General features: G+C 34.9%; 12 protein-coding genes. 5 read left to right on the top strand and 7 right to left on the bottom strand.

Going from position 1 to position 17,889, the window contains the following annotated elements; translation table 11 throughout:
* Positions 1–19 precede the first annotated feature (19 nt).
* From BTR34_RS10990 to BTR34_RS10980, 3 genes are all read right to left on the bottom strand, one after another.
* Positions 20–316, bottom strand: coding sequence for a thioredoxin family protein (locus BTR34_RS10990; RefSeq protein ID WP_068481488.1), 297 nt, complete (start codon positions 314–316; stop codon positions 20–22).
* A gap of 92 nt (positions 317–408) precedes the next feature.
* Complete coding sequence (locus tag BTR34_RS10985; RefSeq protein WP_068481485.1) at positions 409–1,638, bottom strand: metallophosphoesterase; 1,230 nt, start codon at positions 1,636–1,638, stop codon at positions 409–411.
* Positions 1,639–1,695: 57 nt separating this feature from the next.
* Positions 1,696–2,418 (bottom strand): copper homeostasis protein CutC, encoded by a 723-nt coding sequence (locus BTR34_RS10980; RefSeq protein ID WP_068481482.1) that lies wholly within the window; start codon positions 2,416–2,418, stop codon positions 1,696–1,698.
* Positions 2,419–2,459: 41 nt separating this feature from the next.
* Here BTR34_RS10980 and BTR34_RS10975 point away from each other — a divergent pair, with 41 nt between their 5' ends.
* The 5 genes from BTR34_RS10975 to BTR34_RS10955 all read left to right on the top strand — a co-directional run bounded on the left by BTR34_RS10975 (position 2,460) and on the right by BTR34_RS10955 (position 10,902).
* Positions 2,460–3,446: an isoaspartyl peptidase/L-asparaginase gene (locus BTR34_RS10975; RefSeq protein WP_068481479.1), complete on the top strand. Its 987-nt coding sequence runs from the start codon at positions 2,460–2,462 to the stop codon at positions 3,444–3,446.
* Between the two features lie 102 nt (positions 3,447–3,548).
* The gene (polA, locus tag BTR34_RS10970; protein WP_068481476.1) at positions 3,549–6,383 is read left to right on the top strand and encodes a DNA polymerase I; all 2,835 of its coding nucleotides are present in this window, start codon (positions 3,549–3,551) and stop codon (positions 6,381–6,383) included.
* 119 nt (positions 6,384–6,502) lie between these two features.
* The gene (locus BTR34_RS10965; RefSeq protein WP_068481474.1) at positions 6,503–9,835 is read left to right on the top strand and encodes a leucine-rich repeat domain-containing protein; all 3,333 of its coding nucleotides are present in this window, start codon (positions 6,503–6,505) and stop codon (positions 9,833–9,835) included.
* A complete protein-coding gene (locus BTR34_RS10960; protein WP_068481471.1) occupies positions 9,832–10,509 on the top strand; it encodes a fibronectin type III domain-containing protein in 678 nt (225 codons plus the stop codon). The genes BTR34_RS10965 and BTR34_RS10960 overlap by 4 nt, the downstream gene beginning before the upstream one ends.
* Positions 10,510–10,590: 81 nt before the next feature.
* The gene (locus BTR34_RS10955; protein WP_197496120.1) at positions 10,591–10,902 is read left to right on the top strand and encodes a T9SS type A sorting domain-containing protein; all 312 of its coding nucleotides are present in this window, start codon (positions 10,591–10,593) and stop codon (positions 10,900–10,902) included.
* A gap of 2 nt (positions 10,903–10,904) precedes the next feature.
* On the opposite strand, the gene BTR34_RS10950 is transcribed toward BTR34_RS10955, so the two are convergent.
* From BTR34_RS10950 to BTR34_RS10935, 4 genes are all read right to left on the bottom strand, one after another.
* A complete protein-coding gene (locus BTR34_RS10950) occupies positions 10,905–13,349 on the bottom strand; it encodes a TonB-dependent receptor (RefSeq protein ID WP_068481466.1) in 2,445 nt (814 codons plus the stop codon).
* Positions 13,337–14,461, bottom strand: a complete 1,125-nt coding sequence (locus BTR34_RS10945) for a DUF4249 domain-containing protein (protein ID WP_082960107.1) — start codon at positions 14,459–14,461, stop codon at positions 13,337–13,339. Before BTR34_RS10945 ends, BTR34_RS10950 begins: the two co-directional genes overlap by 13 nt.
* A 129-nt stretch (positions 14,462–14,590) precedes the next feature.
* Positions 14,591–15,094, bottom strand: coding sequence for a lipocalin family protein (locus BTR34_RS10940; protein ID WP_235843154.1), 504 nt, complete (start codon positions 15,092–15,094; stop codon positions 14,591–14,593).
* A gap of 70 nt (positions 15,095–15,164) precedes the next feature.
* A complete protein-coding gene (locus BTR34_RS10935; protein WP_068481459.1) occupies positions 15,165–17,795 on the bottom strand; it encodes a DUF5916 domain-containing protein in 2,631 nt (876 codons plus the stop codon).
* Positions 17,796–17,889: the final 94 nt, after the last annotated feature.

Genomic DNA, 17,889 nt, shown 5'->3' with positions numbered 1-17,889 from the left:
AAAAAAAATTTAAAGAAGTTTAAATGTATTCTTTTAGAATACCAATAAGCGTATTTGCATCTTGCTCACCACTTTGGCGCCATACCATCTCACCTTTTTTATAAATCATTAGCGTTGGCAGCCCTTTAACACGTAAGGCTTGTGAAAGTTCTTTATTTTTATCCACATCAATTTTTATTACTTTCCCTTTATCACCTAACGCGGCGGCAACATCTCTTAAAACAGGATGCATTGCGGTAGACTGCTCATTCCACTCAGCATAAAAATCGAGAAGAACGGGTACTTGTAAATCTATAAGTTCACCAAATTTGGACATAAAAAATGCTTTACTATGTTACCCAAATGTAATAAAAATTGTTAAAATACTACCCTTGGCAACGTATTTGTGATTGTGTAATTAGGTTAAAATCATGTTAATGCCTTTTTCTTTAATGTAATAACAGTAATTTCTGGCCAAATTCCCACTCTACCCGGGTAGCCTAAAAATCCGAAACCTCTATTTACATTAATAAATTGACCCATTTCTTTGTAAATACCTGCCCAATACGGATAACGCCATTTCACTGGGCTCCACTTAACCCAACCAGGAATTTCAATACCAAATTGCATACCGTGCGTATGACCACTTAAGGTTAAATGATAATGATAAGCATCTTGTATCACTTCCATTTCCCAATGCGATGGATCATGGCTCATTAATATCTTAAAATCATCCTCTTTAATTTGTGAAGCAGCTTTTTTTAGGTCCCCAGCTTTTTTAAATCCGCCTTTACCCCAATTCTCGACTCCTACCAAAGCAATTTTATCATCTCCTTTTTGAAGGTATCTATGTTCATTAAGCAAAAGGTCAAAACCCATTTGCTTTTGCAGTGCTTTTAAGTCTTCTAAATTTTGATGTTTCAACTCTTCTGTTTCCCATGGAATATAATCGCCGTAATCATGATTGCCTAGCACTGAAAACTTTCCATCTTTAGCTTCCAATGTGCTGAACAAATCTGCCCAAGGTTCCATTTCTGAGGTCATATTATTCACCATATCACCTGTAAACAATAGCACATCACTTTTTTGCTTATTAATTAAACCCACTCCATATTCAATCATTTTTCTATCATCGAAACTACCACTATGTATATCTGATATTTGGGTGATTTGATACCCATCAAAACTATCGGGTAAATCTTCAAACTCTAAATCATATTTCAAAACTTTAAAGTTATATTTCCCTTTATACATTCCATATAAAAGAGCACCAAAAGGAATAGCTGCAATACCTAAAGCCATTAAACTAAGAAATCGCCTTCGAGCAGGTAAGCCAAATTGTTTTTCTTCACCAAAAAGTTTTTGATACAACCCAGAAGTTATTCTATATAAATCTTCGGAAAAAAGAAAAAGAATCGTAATAATATTGAAGGTGAGCATGGTCAATAAAAACCCAAATGCGTAACTTTTAGGTATACTTAAAACACGACCAGTCTCCTCACCAACAGTAAATTGATAAATAAAATTTATCATAACAAATAATGATACTGCAATATAGACCCACGACCACCAAGGCTGTTTGGTAATAGTTCTTAATGCCTGAAGAACATAAAAACTTAGGGCAACATAAGCTATGATAAAAATAAACCAACGAATCATTATTAAAATTTTTACAAAGATATCTGTATAACAGTGGTATATGCGCTTATTTGCATTTTATTTAACCTTGGTTACTACTGCTTTTATATTTTCTAATTGGGTAAGTGCAATACAATCATCGCTCAAAAAACGCTCCGAATTCATAGAAATTATAGGTATTTCAGGTAATGTTTGAACCATAGCTGAACCTGATAGATGGACCGCCTTAAAGCCTTTATTCTTAAAAATGGTGACATTTTCAGCATTTACACCAGACCCAGGCATAATTTGTACCGTCTTACTTTTTCTTTTTAATTCGGATAAAAATTCAATTCCCAAAGGTGCCGATTTTTGTTGACCTGAGGATAATATATAATCCACTTGCATAGTCTCAAGCTGAGCTAATGCTTCAAACGGATTCCTAATCCAATCAAAAGCTCTATGAAACGTGAATTTTAAATTACCCGCTACGGCCTTTAACTTTTGAGTTCGGTGTACATCCAAAGAAAAATCTTTTAAAAGCACTCCGGATACAATTCCATCAAAACCTAATTCTAAACAAAGTTCAATATCAGAGAGCATAATATTCATCTCATCATCAGAATAGGTAAAATCTCCACTTCTTGGCCTAATTAATACATGAACGGGAATAGATACTTGTTCTTTTACAGCTTTTAACAATCCATAAGAAGGTGTTAATCCACCCACCGCCAATTCTGAACACAGCTCAATACGGTCTGCACCAGCATGTTCCGCAACCAAGGCAGATTCTAAAGAATTTGCACAAACTTCTACTTTCATATTGTTATATTTAAGGTCACTAAAAGTAAAGAACCAAACCCATGAAAAGAAGAAAGTTTCTAAGAAATTCTAGCACCTTAGCGGCCGGTATAGTTTCTGCGCCCATATTAGCTTCGTGCCAAGAAATACCTGCAACAAAAGCAACCACCAAAGCAGGAATTATTCCAATAGCAATTTGCACTTGGGATTTTGGAAACGCTACTGCCAAAGCATGGGAAGTTTTACAAAAAGGAGGTAATGCCTTAGATGCTGTTCACCAAGGTGTTATGGTTGAAGAAAACGACCTAAGTAATAGTACCGTAGGCAATGGTGGAAGACCGGACAGAGATGGCAACGTTACTTTAGATGCCTGTATTATGGACAAAGATGGTAATTGTGGGGCTGTTTTGGCAATGCAAAATATTGCAAACCCTATTTCAGTGGCGAGAAAAGTAATGGAAGAAACGCCCCATGTCATGCTTGCCGGTAAAGGTGCCGAACAGTTTGCTTATGAGCAAGGCTTTGAAAAAACCGAACTATTGACGGAAGAATCGAAACAAGCTTGGGAAGAGTGGAAAAAAACATCACAGTACAAACCGATTATTAATATCGAAAATCACGATACAATAGGAATGCTAGCAATTGATACCGATGGCGATATTGCAGGTGCTTGTACCACTAGCGGAATGGCCTACAAAATGGCAGGTAGAGTTGGTGACTCGCCTATTATCGGTGCCGGACTATTCGTGGATAACGAAGTTGGTGGAGCTACCGCAACAGGTGTAGGCGAAGAAGTGGTTAGAACGGTGGGCAGTTTCCTAATTGTTGAATTAATGCGCCAAGGAAAATCGCCACAGGAGGCATGCGAAGAAGGCGTAAAACGCATCATCGCAAAAAATAAAGACAAACAAGATTTTCAAATAGGTTTTATAGCTATAAATAAAAAAGGAGAAACAGGCGGCTACTGTATTCACCCAGGGTTTACCTATAGAACTTACACGAAAGAAGGTCATATAAATAATCCTTCTGATAGTTATTTAAAAAGTTAATATTAGGTTTCAACTTTATTTATTGAAGAAGCAATAGCGCAATCTCACCTGTTGTTTCCCTATCAATTTGTACTTTTAATATTTTACAATCAATACTGAAAAATGGCAGACCAAAAAAGACTCTTTTTACTAGATGCATACGCGCTAATATTCCGTGGTTACTACGCACTTATAAAAAACCCAAGAATAAATTCCCAAGGCATGGATACTTCTGCAATTATGGGATTTATGAACTCATTATTTGATGTTATCCGTCGTGAAAATCCCGATCATTTAGCGGTTTGTTTTGATAAAGGAGGAAGTACAGAACGTACCGACCTTTTTCCAGAATATAAAGCCAATAGGTTAGAAACACCAGACGCTATACGTATTGCCGTACCTTATATTCAAGATATTCTAAAGGCGATGCATATTCCTGTGGTTGTAAAAGAAGGATGGGAGGCAGATGACATCATTGGAACTTTGGCAAAACAAGCTGAAAAAGAAGAATACAAGGTCTTTATGGTAACCCCGGATAAAGATTTTGGGCAGTTAGTATCAGAAAATATATTTATGTATCGCCCTGCAAGAATGGGTAACGGAATCGAGATTTGGGGCATTCCTGAGGTTCAAAAACGATTTGGAGTAAAAAGACCGGAACAGGTTATAGACTATCTAGGAATGATGGGTGATGCCAGTGATAACATCCCTGGGCTACCAGGAGTTGGCGACAAAACAGCAAAGAAATTTATTACCGATTTTGATTCCATGGAAAATCTTTTTGCCAATACAGATAAGCTTAAAGGGAAGATGAAAGAAAAGGTAGAAGCAAATAAAGAATTGGGACTTCTGTCTAAAAAATTAGCTACTATTTGTTTGGATGTTGATGTTACGTTTAATGCCAGCGATTATGAAATGTCGGAACCAAATGCCGAGGAAGTTCAGAAAATATTTGAAGAGTTAGAGTTTAGAAGACTTAAAGACCAATTTATAAAATTATTTTCATCAGAAGCCGAGGAAACTCCAGAACAAACATCAAGCGCACCAACTGCAAAAAAAGAAATACAGGATGCCGGATCGGGACAGTTTTCTTTATTTGGAAGTCCTGCAGATTCTGGTGCTACAATAAAAGATTACTCAAGCAGGCGAACTATTGCCGATGTAGCACACTCGTACCAAAGTGTTGCGCCGGGTATGGCCATGAAGTTGTTTCTAAAAAGTCTTATGCAACAAACTTCGGTTTGTTTTGATACCGAAACTACAGGGTTAAATCCATTAACGGCAGAACTGGTAGGTATTGCTTTCTCTTGGGAAGCCACCAAAGGATATTACATTCCCTTCACTGATAATAAAGAAGAAGCACAGGCACTTTTAGAAGAGCTGCGCCCATTCTTTGAAGCCGAGCAAATTGAAAAAATAGGTCAGAATTTAAAGTACGACATTAAAGTATTGGACAAGTACAATATTGATGTAAAGGGACCTTTATTCGATACCATGTTGGCACACTATCTCATCAATCCTGACATGCGACATAATATGGATGTATTGGCAGAGACGTATCTAAACTACACTCCAGTTTCCATTACTGAACTTATCGGTAAAAAAGGAAAGAATCAATTGAGCATGCGCGAGGTTCCTTTAGAAAAACAAACGGAATATGCGGTTGAAGATGCAGACATTACCTATCAACTGGCACAACATTTTAGACCAGAATTAAAAGAAGCGAATACAGAAAAGTTGTTTAAAGATATTGAAATTCCTTTATTACGAGTATTAGCGGATATGGAGCTGGAAGGCATTAATTTAGATGAAGAATTTCTAAATTCACTTTCGTCCGATTTAAATTCCGATATTATCAACCTTGAAAAGAAGATATACGAAGTTGCGGGTGAAGAATTCAATATTGGCTCTCCGAAACAATTAGGTGAAATCCTCTTTGATAAATTAAAATTAGTAGCCAAGCCTAAGAAGACAAAAACTGGTCAGTATTCCACTGCAGAAGATGTATTGTCTTACTTAGCAAAAGACCATGAAATCATTCAAAATGTACTTGATTATAGAGGTCTTGCCAAACTAAAAAGTACGTATGTAGATGCATTGCCAGAACAAGTAGAACCTTCTACAGGTAGGGTGCATACAGACTATATGCAAACCGTGGCCGCAACAGGTCGTTTAAGTAGTAATAACCCTAACTTACAAAACATCCCTATTAGAACAGAGAGAGGTCGCCAAGTAAGAAAAGCCTTTATCCCTAGAGATGATAACTACACTTTATTAGCGGCTGATTACTCACAAATAGAGCTACGTATTATTGCAGCATTAAGCGAAGAGACCACCATGATAGAAGCCTTTAAAAATAGTGAAGATATTCACGCTTCTACGGCATCCAAAGTTTTTGATGTACCATTGGCAGAAGTAACTAGGGAACAACGTAGTAACGCAAAAACCGTAAACTTTGGTATTATCTATGGTGTTTCTGCTTTTGGCTTAAGCAACCAAACAGACTTATCTCGGTCTGAGGCAAAAGAGCTTATTGATACCTATTACAAAACCTACCCTAAACTTCGAAACTATATGAGCGAGCAAGTAGATTTTGCACGTGATAATGGGTATGTACAAACAGTTTTGGGCAGAAGACGCTATTTAAAAGACATCAACGGCAGCAATGCCATTGTTCGTGGTGCAGCAGAGCGTAATGCCGTAAATGCGCCTATACAAGGTAGTGCAGCGGATATCATAAAAATTGCCATGATCAACATTCATAAAAAGCTTGAGGAAGGCAATTACAAATCTAAAATGCTATTACAGGTACATGATGAATTAGTGTTCGATATTTACAAACCAGAACTAGATGAACTGAAATCTTTAATTAAATCTGAAATGGAAAACGCATATAAAATTGCGGTGCCATTAGATGTTGAAGTCGGCATAGGAGATAACTGGCTAGTTGCACATTAGTTAGAATATAAGTTTTACTAAAATTTTATAAGAAAAAAATGTAGTGTTATATCGAATAAGATTGCAGTTAAATACTAGTGCCTATCATTTTAGCGTTAAATAAATAATAAAACCGACCTATGCTAAAAAACTACACTAAACTGCTTTTTGTAGCAACCATCTTGTTTTCTCTTAATGGATTTTCACAAGCAAACTATTTAACGAATTTCAGTTTTGAAAATTGGTCAGGCAATCCTGAAACACCCGATAATTGGAGTATTACTAATGCAAATGATATCATTAAAAGCAGCGATGCAACAGATGGTAATTTTGCACTAGGATTAGGTTTAAATAATACATTAGCAAACCAAACCACACTTAGTACATGGAATACCAGTGTAATAAGTTTAACATCAAATGCAAATCATACCTTCTCTTTTGATTATAAGATTAGCACAGAAACAGGTAATAATCTAAGTGCATACTTGGATATCGTAAAGGACGAAGGAAGTTATACCATTCAATATATTCATGAATTTATACCTTTAGAAAGTGACGGAGCTTGGCATACCTATACTTTTGATTTTGATACGGATACTGAAGAAGACTATGCATTTGAGTTAATTTTTAGAGCCAATACAAATCCTGCAAGCTCAATAATAGTCGACAATTTACAAGTTTTGGATGACGACGCAACAACCAACCCAGACCGTGATGCTTTAATTGCCCTTTACAATGCTACAGATGGAGACAACTGGACTGTTTCATGGGACTTTAATGCTGATATTAGCACTTGGCCTGGATTAACATTGAATACAGAAGGAAGGGTAAGGACTCTAGTTTTAGATAGTCGCAATTTAACAGGAGAAATTCCAGCTGAAATTGGAAATCTTACAGAGTTAGAATGGATAGACCTTGGGCGAAATAATCTTACTGGAGAAATTCCAGCACAATTTGGAAATTTGTTGAAATTAGAAAGACTAAATCTCCGTACAAATCAATTAACGGGGAATGTTCCGAGTGAATTAGGCAAATTATCAAATTTAGAAGTTTTACTACTAAACTCTAACAATCTTACCGGTGCATTACCAATAGAACTTGGCAATTTGAGCGCTATTCAGCAATTGGATTTTACCTTAAATCAATTATCTGGTCCTATACCAGTATTCTTAGGTAATTTAACCTCATTGACTTATTTAAGCCTTTACGGCAATCAACTGACAGGGACTATCCCACAAGAATTAAGTAACCTAACTAATCTTAAAAGTTTAGTACTTGGAAATAATGATTTAACAGGCGAAATACCATCTCAAATTTATAATCTTACCGAACTTTTAGAATTAAATATATTCTCTACAAACATATCGGGCACAATTCCACCAGAAATTGGCAACCTAACTAAATTAGTTTTTCTTAGGCTAGGTGACACTCAAATGTCTGGCAGTATACCTTCAGAAATTGGAAATCTAACTCAGTTAGAAGATCTTGCTTTGTTCCGTTCCAATTTTTTCGGACCATTACCACAAGAAATTGGCAACTTAACGAAACTTGAAAAATTAAGGCTAGATAATAATAATTTTACAGGCAGTCTCCCCTCAAGTATTGGAAATCTAATTCTATTAAAAGAGATTGGTTTACGAGATAATAATCTATCTGGTAATTTACCCTCCGAGATTGGTAATCTGACATCCTTAGAAAATTTCTATCTAAGTAACAATCAAATAAGTGGTAGCTTACCTGCAAGTATAGGCAACTTAAGTTCAATAAAATCTATATGGTTTGGCAGCAACAATTTTTCTGGTTCCATTCCGCCCGAAATAGGAAACCTTACTCAATTAGAACTTTTAATCCTTAACACCAATGAATTAACAGGAACCATCCCAAGTGAAATGGGAAATATGAGTAATTTGAGTACCGCCGATTTTGGTAATAATACTATAACTGGAGGTATACCTACGGAAATTGGAAATTTAGCACAACTAAGAGCTTTTGGATGTGAAAATTGCAGCTTATCTGGAAACGTTCCTGTTTTCAGCTCAAGCCTTTCAAAAAATGTAGTACTTAAAAACAACAACTTAACCTTCGGTGATTTAGATAATTCAATTATAAATTCTGTAAATACTGCATTTAACATTCATCCACAGCGTAATTTAAATAATGAGGAAGAAATAGAATTAGATTTAGGTGATGAAGCAACCATAGCAGTTACCGGCCTGTCCCATTCTAACAATCAATTTCAATGGCGAAAAGACGGCACTAATTTAATTGGTGAAACAAATTCGACTTTAATTATAAATTCAACTACGGTAAATGATATCGGAGTTTATGATTGTGTAATAATAAACCCAAATGTACCAAGTTTAACATTATATCGAAATTCGTTTACCATTAAAATAAACGGCATTGATGGTGAAGGTGATGATGATAATGATGGTATTAAAAATTCTAATGATTTTTGTCCAAATACTTCTCCTGGCGCATCAGTGAACCAAAATGGCTGTACAGAAAGCCAATTAGATGATGATAATGACGGGGTTAATAATACAAATGATATTTGCCCGAATACACCAAATGGTGAAAGTGTAAATAGATTTGGTTGTTCAGAAAGTCAATTGTCAGATATTGATGATGATAATGATGGGGTACCTAACGATATTGATGTTTGTAAGAATACACCGGTTGGAGCAGTAACTGGTGACACCGGTTGTAGCTACCAAGATATTTTAGTACCTAAACCAGACGATGTAATTGCAAAAGCAAAGAGTACCTCTTGCCCTGACACAGCTAACGGAATACTTACTGTTGAATTTAAAGTAAATCAGACTCATATAGTATCTATTACTGGTCCTAATAATTTTTCTAGCAATTATACGCAGCAAAACGGTAGCACGTTACTAGTTACTGATCTTGAACCTGGAACTTATACCATAATAGTTAATTCAGAGATAGGCTTATTAGTTGGCGCTCCAAGTATTGAATTTACGTTAAACATAGAAACTCCTGAAGAATTCACTTCTGGTAAAACGGTAATAGATTATACCGCTAAGAAAGCAAGTGTTGTAGTTTCTGGTAGTAAAAATTATGAGGTTTTAGTAAATAACAACGTATACTCATTTCAGTTTGAAAATGACGGCAACCAACAGTTGTCTTTTCCTTTGGATAAAGGATCAAATCTTATTTCTATAGAAACAGATAAAATTTGCCAAGGTGTTTATAACGATAACGTTATGGTGAACAATGCTATTCTTTCTCCTAATCCAGTAGGTGAAGGATTAAAAGTAGAAGGTATAGAAATTATGAGCAATGCTCAAATTCTAATAACTAACTTAAATGGAGTTACGGTATTACTGGAAAACAAACAAATTACAAACGGGACTCTTGAAATGAATATTTCCAATCTTTCGCCTGGGATATATATGTTAACCATAATTGATGGTGAAAAGGAAATCAATTTAAAATTTGTAAAAAAATGAGATTAGCTATAAAATTAATTTTAGCAGGAATTTTAGTAGGATCTTGCGGCGGCAAAGATAATGATACCCCAACTCCACCTAAAGAAAAAGAATTAGGTTCCTTTAATCTTATTTTTCCAGACAACAATTTAATTTGTACCGAAGGAGAAGACAATGGAACCGATGGCGTAAATATTGAATTTCAATGGTCGGCATCTACCAATGCAACGTCGTATGAGTTAGAAATTACCAACCAAGAAACAAATTCTACAGATAATAGAACCGTAAATACAACATCTGCCGCCATAGATTTACCCAAAGGGACGCTGTTTTCATGGACTGTAACTGCAGTTTTAGGTGAAAAAACCTTAGAAAGTAATTCTTGGAATTTTTATTCAGAAGGGACTAGCACTGAAAATTTCGCTCCTTTTCCAGCAGAAATCACTGTTTCCGATAATAATGATGGCACAGTAACCATATCATGGGTTGGTGAAGACTTAGATGATGATCTAGCTAATTACGACGTATATATTGGGATTACAGGAAACATGGAACTAATTCTGGAGAGCACAACTGATTTAAGTACTATTTATAGTATTATAAGTGGTCAGCAATATATGATTGAAATAGTTTCATACGATAGTAAAGGTAATACCTCTTCAAGCAGAACTCATTTCATTTTTTATGAAAGTTAAAGTTTATTTAAAAGAAGACGAAAAGACATTTTATAAACGTTTTCAAATAGCGTATCACCACTTATGGGTACGCTATTTTTTATGAAACGCCTTTTCCTCTTATTATTTTTAACATTACTTTTTGCTGTACAATTGTGTGCACAAGATGTTGTAAACAAAATTAAAGTATTTCCTAACCCTGCAATAAATGTCATCAATGTCTTAGGTCTTAAAAATGATACTAATGCGGCAATTACGATTATAGATAGCTACGGCACACAAGTTATTTATCATCAATGGGACATTAAAAGAAATGCGCTAAATATTCCAGTTTTCAATCTAGAAAAGGGATTGTATTTGATTACCATACAATCCGAACACCAAAATGTAAAAGCTAAGTTTTACAAGCAATAAATCTATTGGAAGACGAAATTATAAGTTAATGCAAATAACGGACTATTAAGTATAGATAACTCATAAGACCCAAGTGGGCTTCCCAGAAAAACATCCGCATCTACATCAGGTTGTCGTTGAGCGTAATAAATATTAAATGGATTTCGCCTACTATAAACATTATAAATTGTAAAAGTCCAATCCCCTACCCATCTCTTATTCACCTTTTCCCCATATTTTACAGTCCATGAAAAATCTAATCTATGGTAAGGTCTTAGTCTAGCATTGTTTCTTTCAATAAATATAGGCACATCAATATCGTCTAATTTAAAAACACTGTTGGCGACAGTATAAGGTCTACCTGTTTGCCCCGTAAAATTAAAACTCCAAATATTATATTTATCACCCTCAAAATTAATGGTCGAATTAACAACATGTGGCCTATCAAAATCAGACACATACCATTTATTATTGTTAATCCTATCTGCCAAATTTTCATTATCTGAATTTAATAAGCTTTTAGACCATGTATAATTTAACCAACCATTTACTTTACCACTAGATTTTTTGACACTGAATTCAACACCATATGCCTTTCCTTGTCCTTGTATAACATCCCGCTCTAAAAATTCCTCTAGAAAAAAATCAGCGCCTGGCTTATAAGTCAAATTATTTTTAGAATCTCTATAATACCCTTCAATCCCAAACTCCACTAAATTATCGGCTGTATTCTTGTAGATGCCTAAACCGTATGCATCACTTATTTGCGGTTTTATAAATGGGTCTGAAGTTTTCCACCTAGATGTTGGCAAGGGAGTTGTAGAATTATATACATTTTGCAGATACTGGTTTAATCTTGCGTAACTAGCCTTAATGGAAGTTGTTTCATTTAACTTTAAGTTTAACCCAAGTCTAGGCTCTAATCCATTATATGTTTTAACACCTGCGCCTTTTTCAAACTCAAAAACATTTTGTAATTGGCCAGTTAGTTCGTTTATTTGGGCTTGTTTATAGGGTCCTATTAGTACATAATGACTTAAACGTAAACCTGCAGATAGCGATAAACTATTTGAAGGATTATAATTGATGTTTCCATAACCTGAAAATTCATAGCTATTTTCCTTTTCCAAGTTTACCGCAGCAACACTATTGGTATTTCCTGGATTTAATTCCCCTGGGCTTATTCTATACTTATTTATCTGTGTGCCTACATAATAGTCAAACTTGGAACTGACCTCTTTGGTATATTCAGATGCAAAACTTAAATAATTGATTCTGGACTTAAATTCAATCTCATTTGCGTTATCAACCTCGGGAAATATGGTTTTAGGAGCATAGTCGCTCATCACTAAAAAAGTTCTTAGATTACTTTCGTCGTTAAATGAATGCCTCCAATTAACTGTTCCGTTCAGTGTTTGAAAATCGTATTGATTATTCTTAGCATTAATGTTTTGAATTTTTGTAATTAAATCTAATTGATAATAGTCCTTACTATAGAACCCGGTAAAAGTTAATTGATCATTCTTGGTTGGCAGATACAATAATTTCATTGTACTGTCGTAAAAATTAGCCTTGGTATCCTTTAAACGTTCGGATACAAGGGGTAATAAAAAATCCGTCAATCCTGCTCTACCACCTATTGCAATCATTAGTTTATCTTTAATAATAGGTGTTTCTATTGATAAACGACTTGATACTAAGCCAACACCACCACTTAATTTAAATTTATCCACATAAGGGTTCTTAACTTTTATATCTAATACAGAGGTTATTCTACCCCCGTACCTTGCAGGAATATTAGCCCTATACAAATCAACACTTGAAATTACATCTGGTGTAAAAACCGAAAAAAGTCCAAAAAGATGAGTAGGGTTGAATACAGGTGCATTATCTAATAACAAAAGGTTTTGATCTAACGCTCCTCCTCTAACCGAAAGACCGTTGCTTATTTCTCCTGAATTATTGACACCCGCCAACAAAGTCATACTTCGAAGAATATCTGCTTCACCAAGACCCGATGGAATTTTTTTTAATTCTTGTGTCTGCAGCTGTAATGCACCCATTTGAGGTAGCTCTAAATTATCGTTGATTTTCTTGGCATGAACTATTACTTCGGAAAGTTGTTCTTGTTCTTCAATAAGAACAACTTTTATTTTATGCTTAGCATTTAATTCAACAGTATTTACATCACTTTTAAATCCAATATAATTAACAGATACAGTATAAGTGTCTTTTGGTAAATTGATATAAAAAAAACCCTGTCTATTAGTAATACCGCCACAAGCACAAGGTTCAATACTTATTTCTGCACTTTCTAATGGTTCTTGAGAGAGTTCATCAATTACCTCTACAGTCAATAAATACTCTTGCGCCTCTGCTTTTCCTAAACATAGTAGCGTTATAAGTAAAACAAAAAGAACGTTATAAGATTTACTCAATGGTTTATTGACTTTCTTTAATTTATCCATGCTTCTGGTCGTATAGCTGTCCTAAATCTTCCTTCCTCACAAGGAGATTCAGTTGTAGCTGGTGGCGGGTAAGGCGACATAAATGTTGGTTCAACACTTAAAGACCTTTGGTTTTCTATTTCGTTTTCTACAATATCACCTCTTTCAATAAATATTTGGATAGATGAGGTTGCCGCTGTAGTAAATCTTCCAAAAACAAAATCGTCCGAATTATTTGGATTATATAAATTACCTATTAAAGCTGCAGGAGGTGGTGCATTAAAACCGCTATTATTATCTACAATATCTTTAAGTACCTTATAATAATTATATGCAGCAGGTGTAAGTGAAAACTGTTGAATTTCGAGCACCATATTTTCTTTGGTATAAAGAGGTATTTCGGCCACTACCAGGTCTGTAGTTCTTTTACCGTTAGAAAATTTATCATCGAATATTGAAATACTTTCTGGAAATCTAATTTTCCAACAATCCGTGTCGCACAAATAGTCAAAATAATCAGGAACCGTAATAGTAGTAGGTCCACAAATATTATCACGATAAATACCATCGAAACACGTTTTACAAATTCTTAACTTCTCAAATGATTTAAATGTCCAATAGTAATAATTTTCTTCATCTACAGGATCTAAAAAAGAAACTGAAATAGCATGACCGGGTTCAAATGACTCTGTACCATCGTTAAATCGTAATTCAGATTTATAGGTAGCTTTTATATCCTCTACCTCTACTGGATGTATTACAGTTTCGGGCTGAGAACGATATTGCTTTCCGTTAACCAAAGTGACATCTAGCTCCCATTGTTCCCCAACATTAACCTTAAAATCCTTTGAAGGAACGTAGGCACCTTCCAGCTCTTGAAGTTGAACAGTTTCTCCAGTAATTGAATTAAAAAAGGAAACTTTTGCCTCAGATTCAAAAGCTGTTTTATCAATACCGAACTCATTAACAGATACATTGATAATAACAAAAGAGCCACCTTCAACAGTGGCTGCAATACCTTCAATAAACACCAATCCTTCTTTGAACTCAAACTCAGGTTCAACGGGATCAATACAGCCTATAAATAAAAAAAACAATAATGGGGACAAATAGTTTAAAATCAGTTTTTTCATCAAAATAGCTACTAGGTTATTTCCTGAATTTAAAGATACACCAAATACTTAAATCTTAAATTTATTAAAACAACAAAAAGCCTCCTTATTGTTAAAGAGGCTTTTACAAAATATCTTGTTCGTTACTCGTTATCGTTTCACAAAAACCAACTGTCCGTCATCTGAAAAATTAGGAATATCCAAATCAGCGGCATCAACAGTCATAATATCTCCATTAATAGTAACATCAATAACCAATTCATTTCCATCACTATCAATTGTAGTGACCGTTTTACCATCAAAAGTATAGGTGCTAGATTGCTCATCTGCTTCCGTTGGACATGGAATATTAAAGTTTGAACCAGTAACATCTAGCACTACATAGCTAGCCGAATTCGTAGCTGTTGCAGATAAATCTTCGTTAAATTGTAGCGTAACTATATAACAATCTTTTTCCGTCAATAAATCTAAGGCTCCTTTTAAAAACTTGGAATCATCACTAGCGGTTGCATTGTCAATTCTTAATTCGGTAGCATCCCAAGTACCTAAAATACTTGAAGCACCAACCTCGGCTTCTGCTTCATTTTTATCTGAACTACATGAAACAAGTAAAAAAGCAAATCCTATTATTGCTAAAATGTTTTTATACATCATCGTTAAAATTGGTTATCAACCTTTTAAAACGAAATTATAGACTTATTATTTTATAAGATATTAAAATGATTTAAAGTACAAATCGATAAGTTGCTTTTATTAAAAACGTATTATCTTTCTTTTGTCCAAGTATTTGGCTATCTAAATTGCTACCCAATGTTTCATAGGGGTTGGCGGAACCCACTACACCTTGCGACCATACTAAAAACACTTCTGAGCCTGGTATATATTCCCATCTAAGTACCAAGTTAGACCTAAACTGTACAAAAGAAAAATCGGGGTTTACTATTTCGTAATCCGTAATTCCGTCAATATTCTCATCTATCAAATAAGAATCTGAAGTACTTGATGATGTAATTTGATTAGCTGAAAACAACGTAACCCTTTCCGACAAATTTTCGGCGATAGGATTATTTACAAAATTGAAATCTGAATATATTCCCCGAGAAATGAATGGCTCCCCATAATATTGAATGGAAAGGTTCGGATTTAAACTATAATTAAAGCGAATAGAGGTGCTAAACGTTTTTTGGTCAATATTCCCAGTTATATACCTAGGCACACCATTTACATCTTTCTCAGTGACGTACTGTGTTTTATTCGGATTCTCTTCATATTCCGACGAGATGGAAAGGTTAAAAGCATCAAAAGGTTGATAATTTAACCGTAAAACATAACGTTCCAATGAAAAGTTCTTTTCTGCAGCTTGGCTATTAACATAACCTAAAGTAAAACTCAATTTCTTTCTATTATCAGAACCAAAGAAAAGAAATCCAAAATTTTCTTCGGACCAGCGCCATCTTGGCCCTCCTCTTAAAACAGTATTTGAAAAAATTCTTGGCTTATGGGCAGCACCAACTTCGGTCCACCAGTTATTTTTATAATTAATGAATCCTTCTACCTCATACTGGATCCTATTATAATTACCTTCAAAATCAAATGTGGTATATTGACTAAAACCTAAATTAGCCCTTCTATAAAAATTGGTCGGCTTAATAAATAATCTACTAATTGAAGCGGTCTGTTTTATTTCATCTGCTTGTCTCAAAAATCCGATATCATTCAATTCTAATTCTGGTGAACGCCAAATGAATCCGCCATCATACCTCCAATTGCCCCCACCAGCTTTTCCAATCTCCAGTTTGCCACCTGTGCCCGTTAAAGATGTTCTATCTGAATCAACGGAAACATGATCCGCATCTACCCTTTGAAAAAGATGTGTTATACTCGTTTGTGTATGGGCAATAGCTTCTTCACTACCCGTTACATGACTACCAACAACATTACCTTCAACATAATAGTTTCTATTCTTCCAATTATGCTTAAAGTCTAACCCGCCCGTGTAGGCACCACTTCTAAGAAAATCCAGATTATCTGGGATGTTTCTATTTGTAGCCGTAAAGATTCCGCCAATAAAAGAATTGCGCTCATTGAAATCTTTCTGCACCCTACCAACAATATAATTAGTTAATGGCTCAACAAGTTCTGAACGTCTGTTGCCAGAAACATCTTCAACATCAGCAAACATTTTACCGGTTACACTTTCCAATAAACCTAGAGACCACCCATTCTTTGTCTTCCCTGAAAACTTGGCAGCACCCAAAATAGTGGAATTCGTAGGGAATTCTTCAAACTCATTAATAGTTGCAGTAGTGAATCCTTGTGGACTTCTTCCAATTCTTCGACTATAAAAAACATTATCATTGCCGTCCGCAAATTCATAGTCAAAAATGTTTTTATTTTCGATAAAGAAAGGACGTCGTTCTTCAAAGAAAATTTGAAACCCATCTAAAGCTATTGCTCCTGGATCCGCATCTACCTGTCCAAAATCTGGATTAACCGTTAAATCTAGCGTTAAATCATTTGTTAATCCTATTTTAGCATCGAGCCCTGCATTTAATTTATAATCTTTTCCATCACGAAAAGGGTTACCATCTTGAGCAGGATATTTATCATACTGATTGACCAAAAAAGGCTGAATCTCCAATTGTTTTTGAGGTTCAATATTTTTAAGACCATTTAAAATTCCAAACTCACTAACCCACCCGGGAGCTTCTAATGAAATGGGCTGCCAAATAGAACGTTCTTCCCCTCTAAAATATCGACGATGAACTTGCAGACCCCAAATTTGCTCATTTGCAGAACCAAATTTTAATTGACTTAAGGGAATTTTCATTTCTGCTGACCAACCTTCGTTATCGATATTAGAGGCAGTGTACCAAATAGGATTCCAACTAGAATCCCAACTATCACCATTTTGAGAAATAAACTCATCACCCTTTACCCCAGCTGCCGAGACATTAAAGGAAAACCCAGTTCTTTTATCATTATAACTATCAATATTAACCTCTATCCAATCACCGGCAAAACTATCTCGTCTTGACAATCTTTTCTCTATTTTAAGAGGCACACTATCAAAACACCTAATTGCTATATATAAAAATTTGGAATCATAGGTAATTTTAAACTTTGTTGATTGACTAGGCTTACTACCGTTATCTGGTTCAAAGACAGTAAAATTCCCATCCCAAACAACATTTTCCCAAGCCTTATCTAACAAAAGGCCATCTATTATAATGGATTCATTATTAGGTATTGGTAACGTAGTATATGCTTTCCTAATTTTTAAAGAGTCTTTTTGAGCTTGTAGTATGGTAAAAAATAAAAAAAACGATATACACAAATAAGAATACCTATTCATAATGGTTTGTTCTTTGATTGATGGATACTAGTAGAAGAAGGACACAAAATTTAGTTCAATGTTACAGAAATTAGTTCCAAAACAATGAAGTTTA

The sequence above is a fragment of the Maribacter hydrothermalis genome (genome assembly GCF_001913155.1).
In the GTDB taxonomy this organism is placed as follows: Bacteria; Bacteroidota; Bacteroidia; order Flavobacteriales; family Flavobacteriaceae; genus Maribacter; species Maribacter hydrothermalis.
Note: the sequence above shows the minus strand (reverse complement) of the source record. Positions and strands in the feature narration are given on the sequence as shown.

Excerpts from the sequence above, each read along its gene's own strand:
- BTR34_RS10990 (WP_068481488.1), bottom strand. The coding sequence starts at position 316 with ATGTCCAAATTTGGTGAACTTATAGATTTACAAGTACCCGTTCTTCTC.
- BTR34_RS10985 (WP_068481485.1), bottom strand. The coding sequence starts at position 1,638 with ATGATTCGTTGGTTTATTTTTATCATAGCTTATGTTGCCCTAAGTTTT.
- BTR34_RS10980 (WP_068481482.1), bottom strand. The coding sequence starts at position 2,418 with ATGAAAGTAGAAGTTTGTGCAAATTCTTTAGAATCTGCCTTGGTTGCG.
- BTR34_RS10975 (WP_068481479.1), top strand. The coding sequence starts at position 2,460 with ATGAAAAGAAGAAAGTTTCTAAGAAATTCTAGCACCTTAGCGGCCGGT.
- polA (WP_068481476.1), top strand. The coding sequence starts at position 3,549 with ATGGCAGACCAAAAAAGACTCTTTTTACTAGATGCATACGCGCTAATA.
- BTR34_RS10965 (WP_068481474.1), top strand. The coding sequence starts at position 6,503 with ATGCTAAAAAACTACACTAAACTGCTTTTTGTAGCAACCATCTTGTTT.
- BTR34_RS10960 (WP_068481471.1), top strand. The coding sequence starts at position 9,832 with ATGAGATTAGCTATAAAATTAATTTTAGCAGGAATTTTAGTAGGATCT.
- BTR34_RS10955 (WP_197496120.1), top strand. The coding sequence starts at position 10,591 with ATGAAACGCCTTTTCCTCTTATTATTTTTAACATTACTTTTTGCTGTA.
- BTR34_RS10950 (WP_068481466.1), bottom strand. The coding sequence starts at position 13,349 with ATGGATAAATTAAAGAAAGTCAATAAACCATTGAGTAAATCTTATAAC.
- BTR34_RS10945 (WP_082960107.1), bottom strand. The coding sequence starts at position 14,461 with ATGAAAAAACTGATTTTAAACTATTTGTCCCCATTATTGTTTTTTTTA.
- BTR34_RS10940 (WP_235843154.1), bottom strand. The coding sequence starts at position 15,094 with ATGATGTATAAAAACATTTTAGCAATAATAGGATTTGCTTTTTTACTT.
- BTR34_RS10935 (WP_068481459.1), bottom strand. The coding sequence starts at position 17,795 with ATGAATAGGTATTCTTATTTGTGTATATCGTTTTTTTTATTTTTTACC.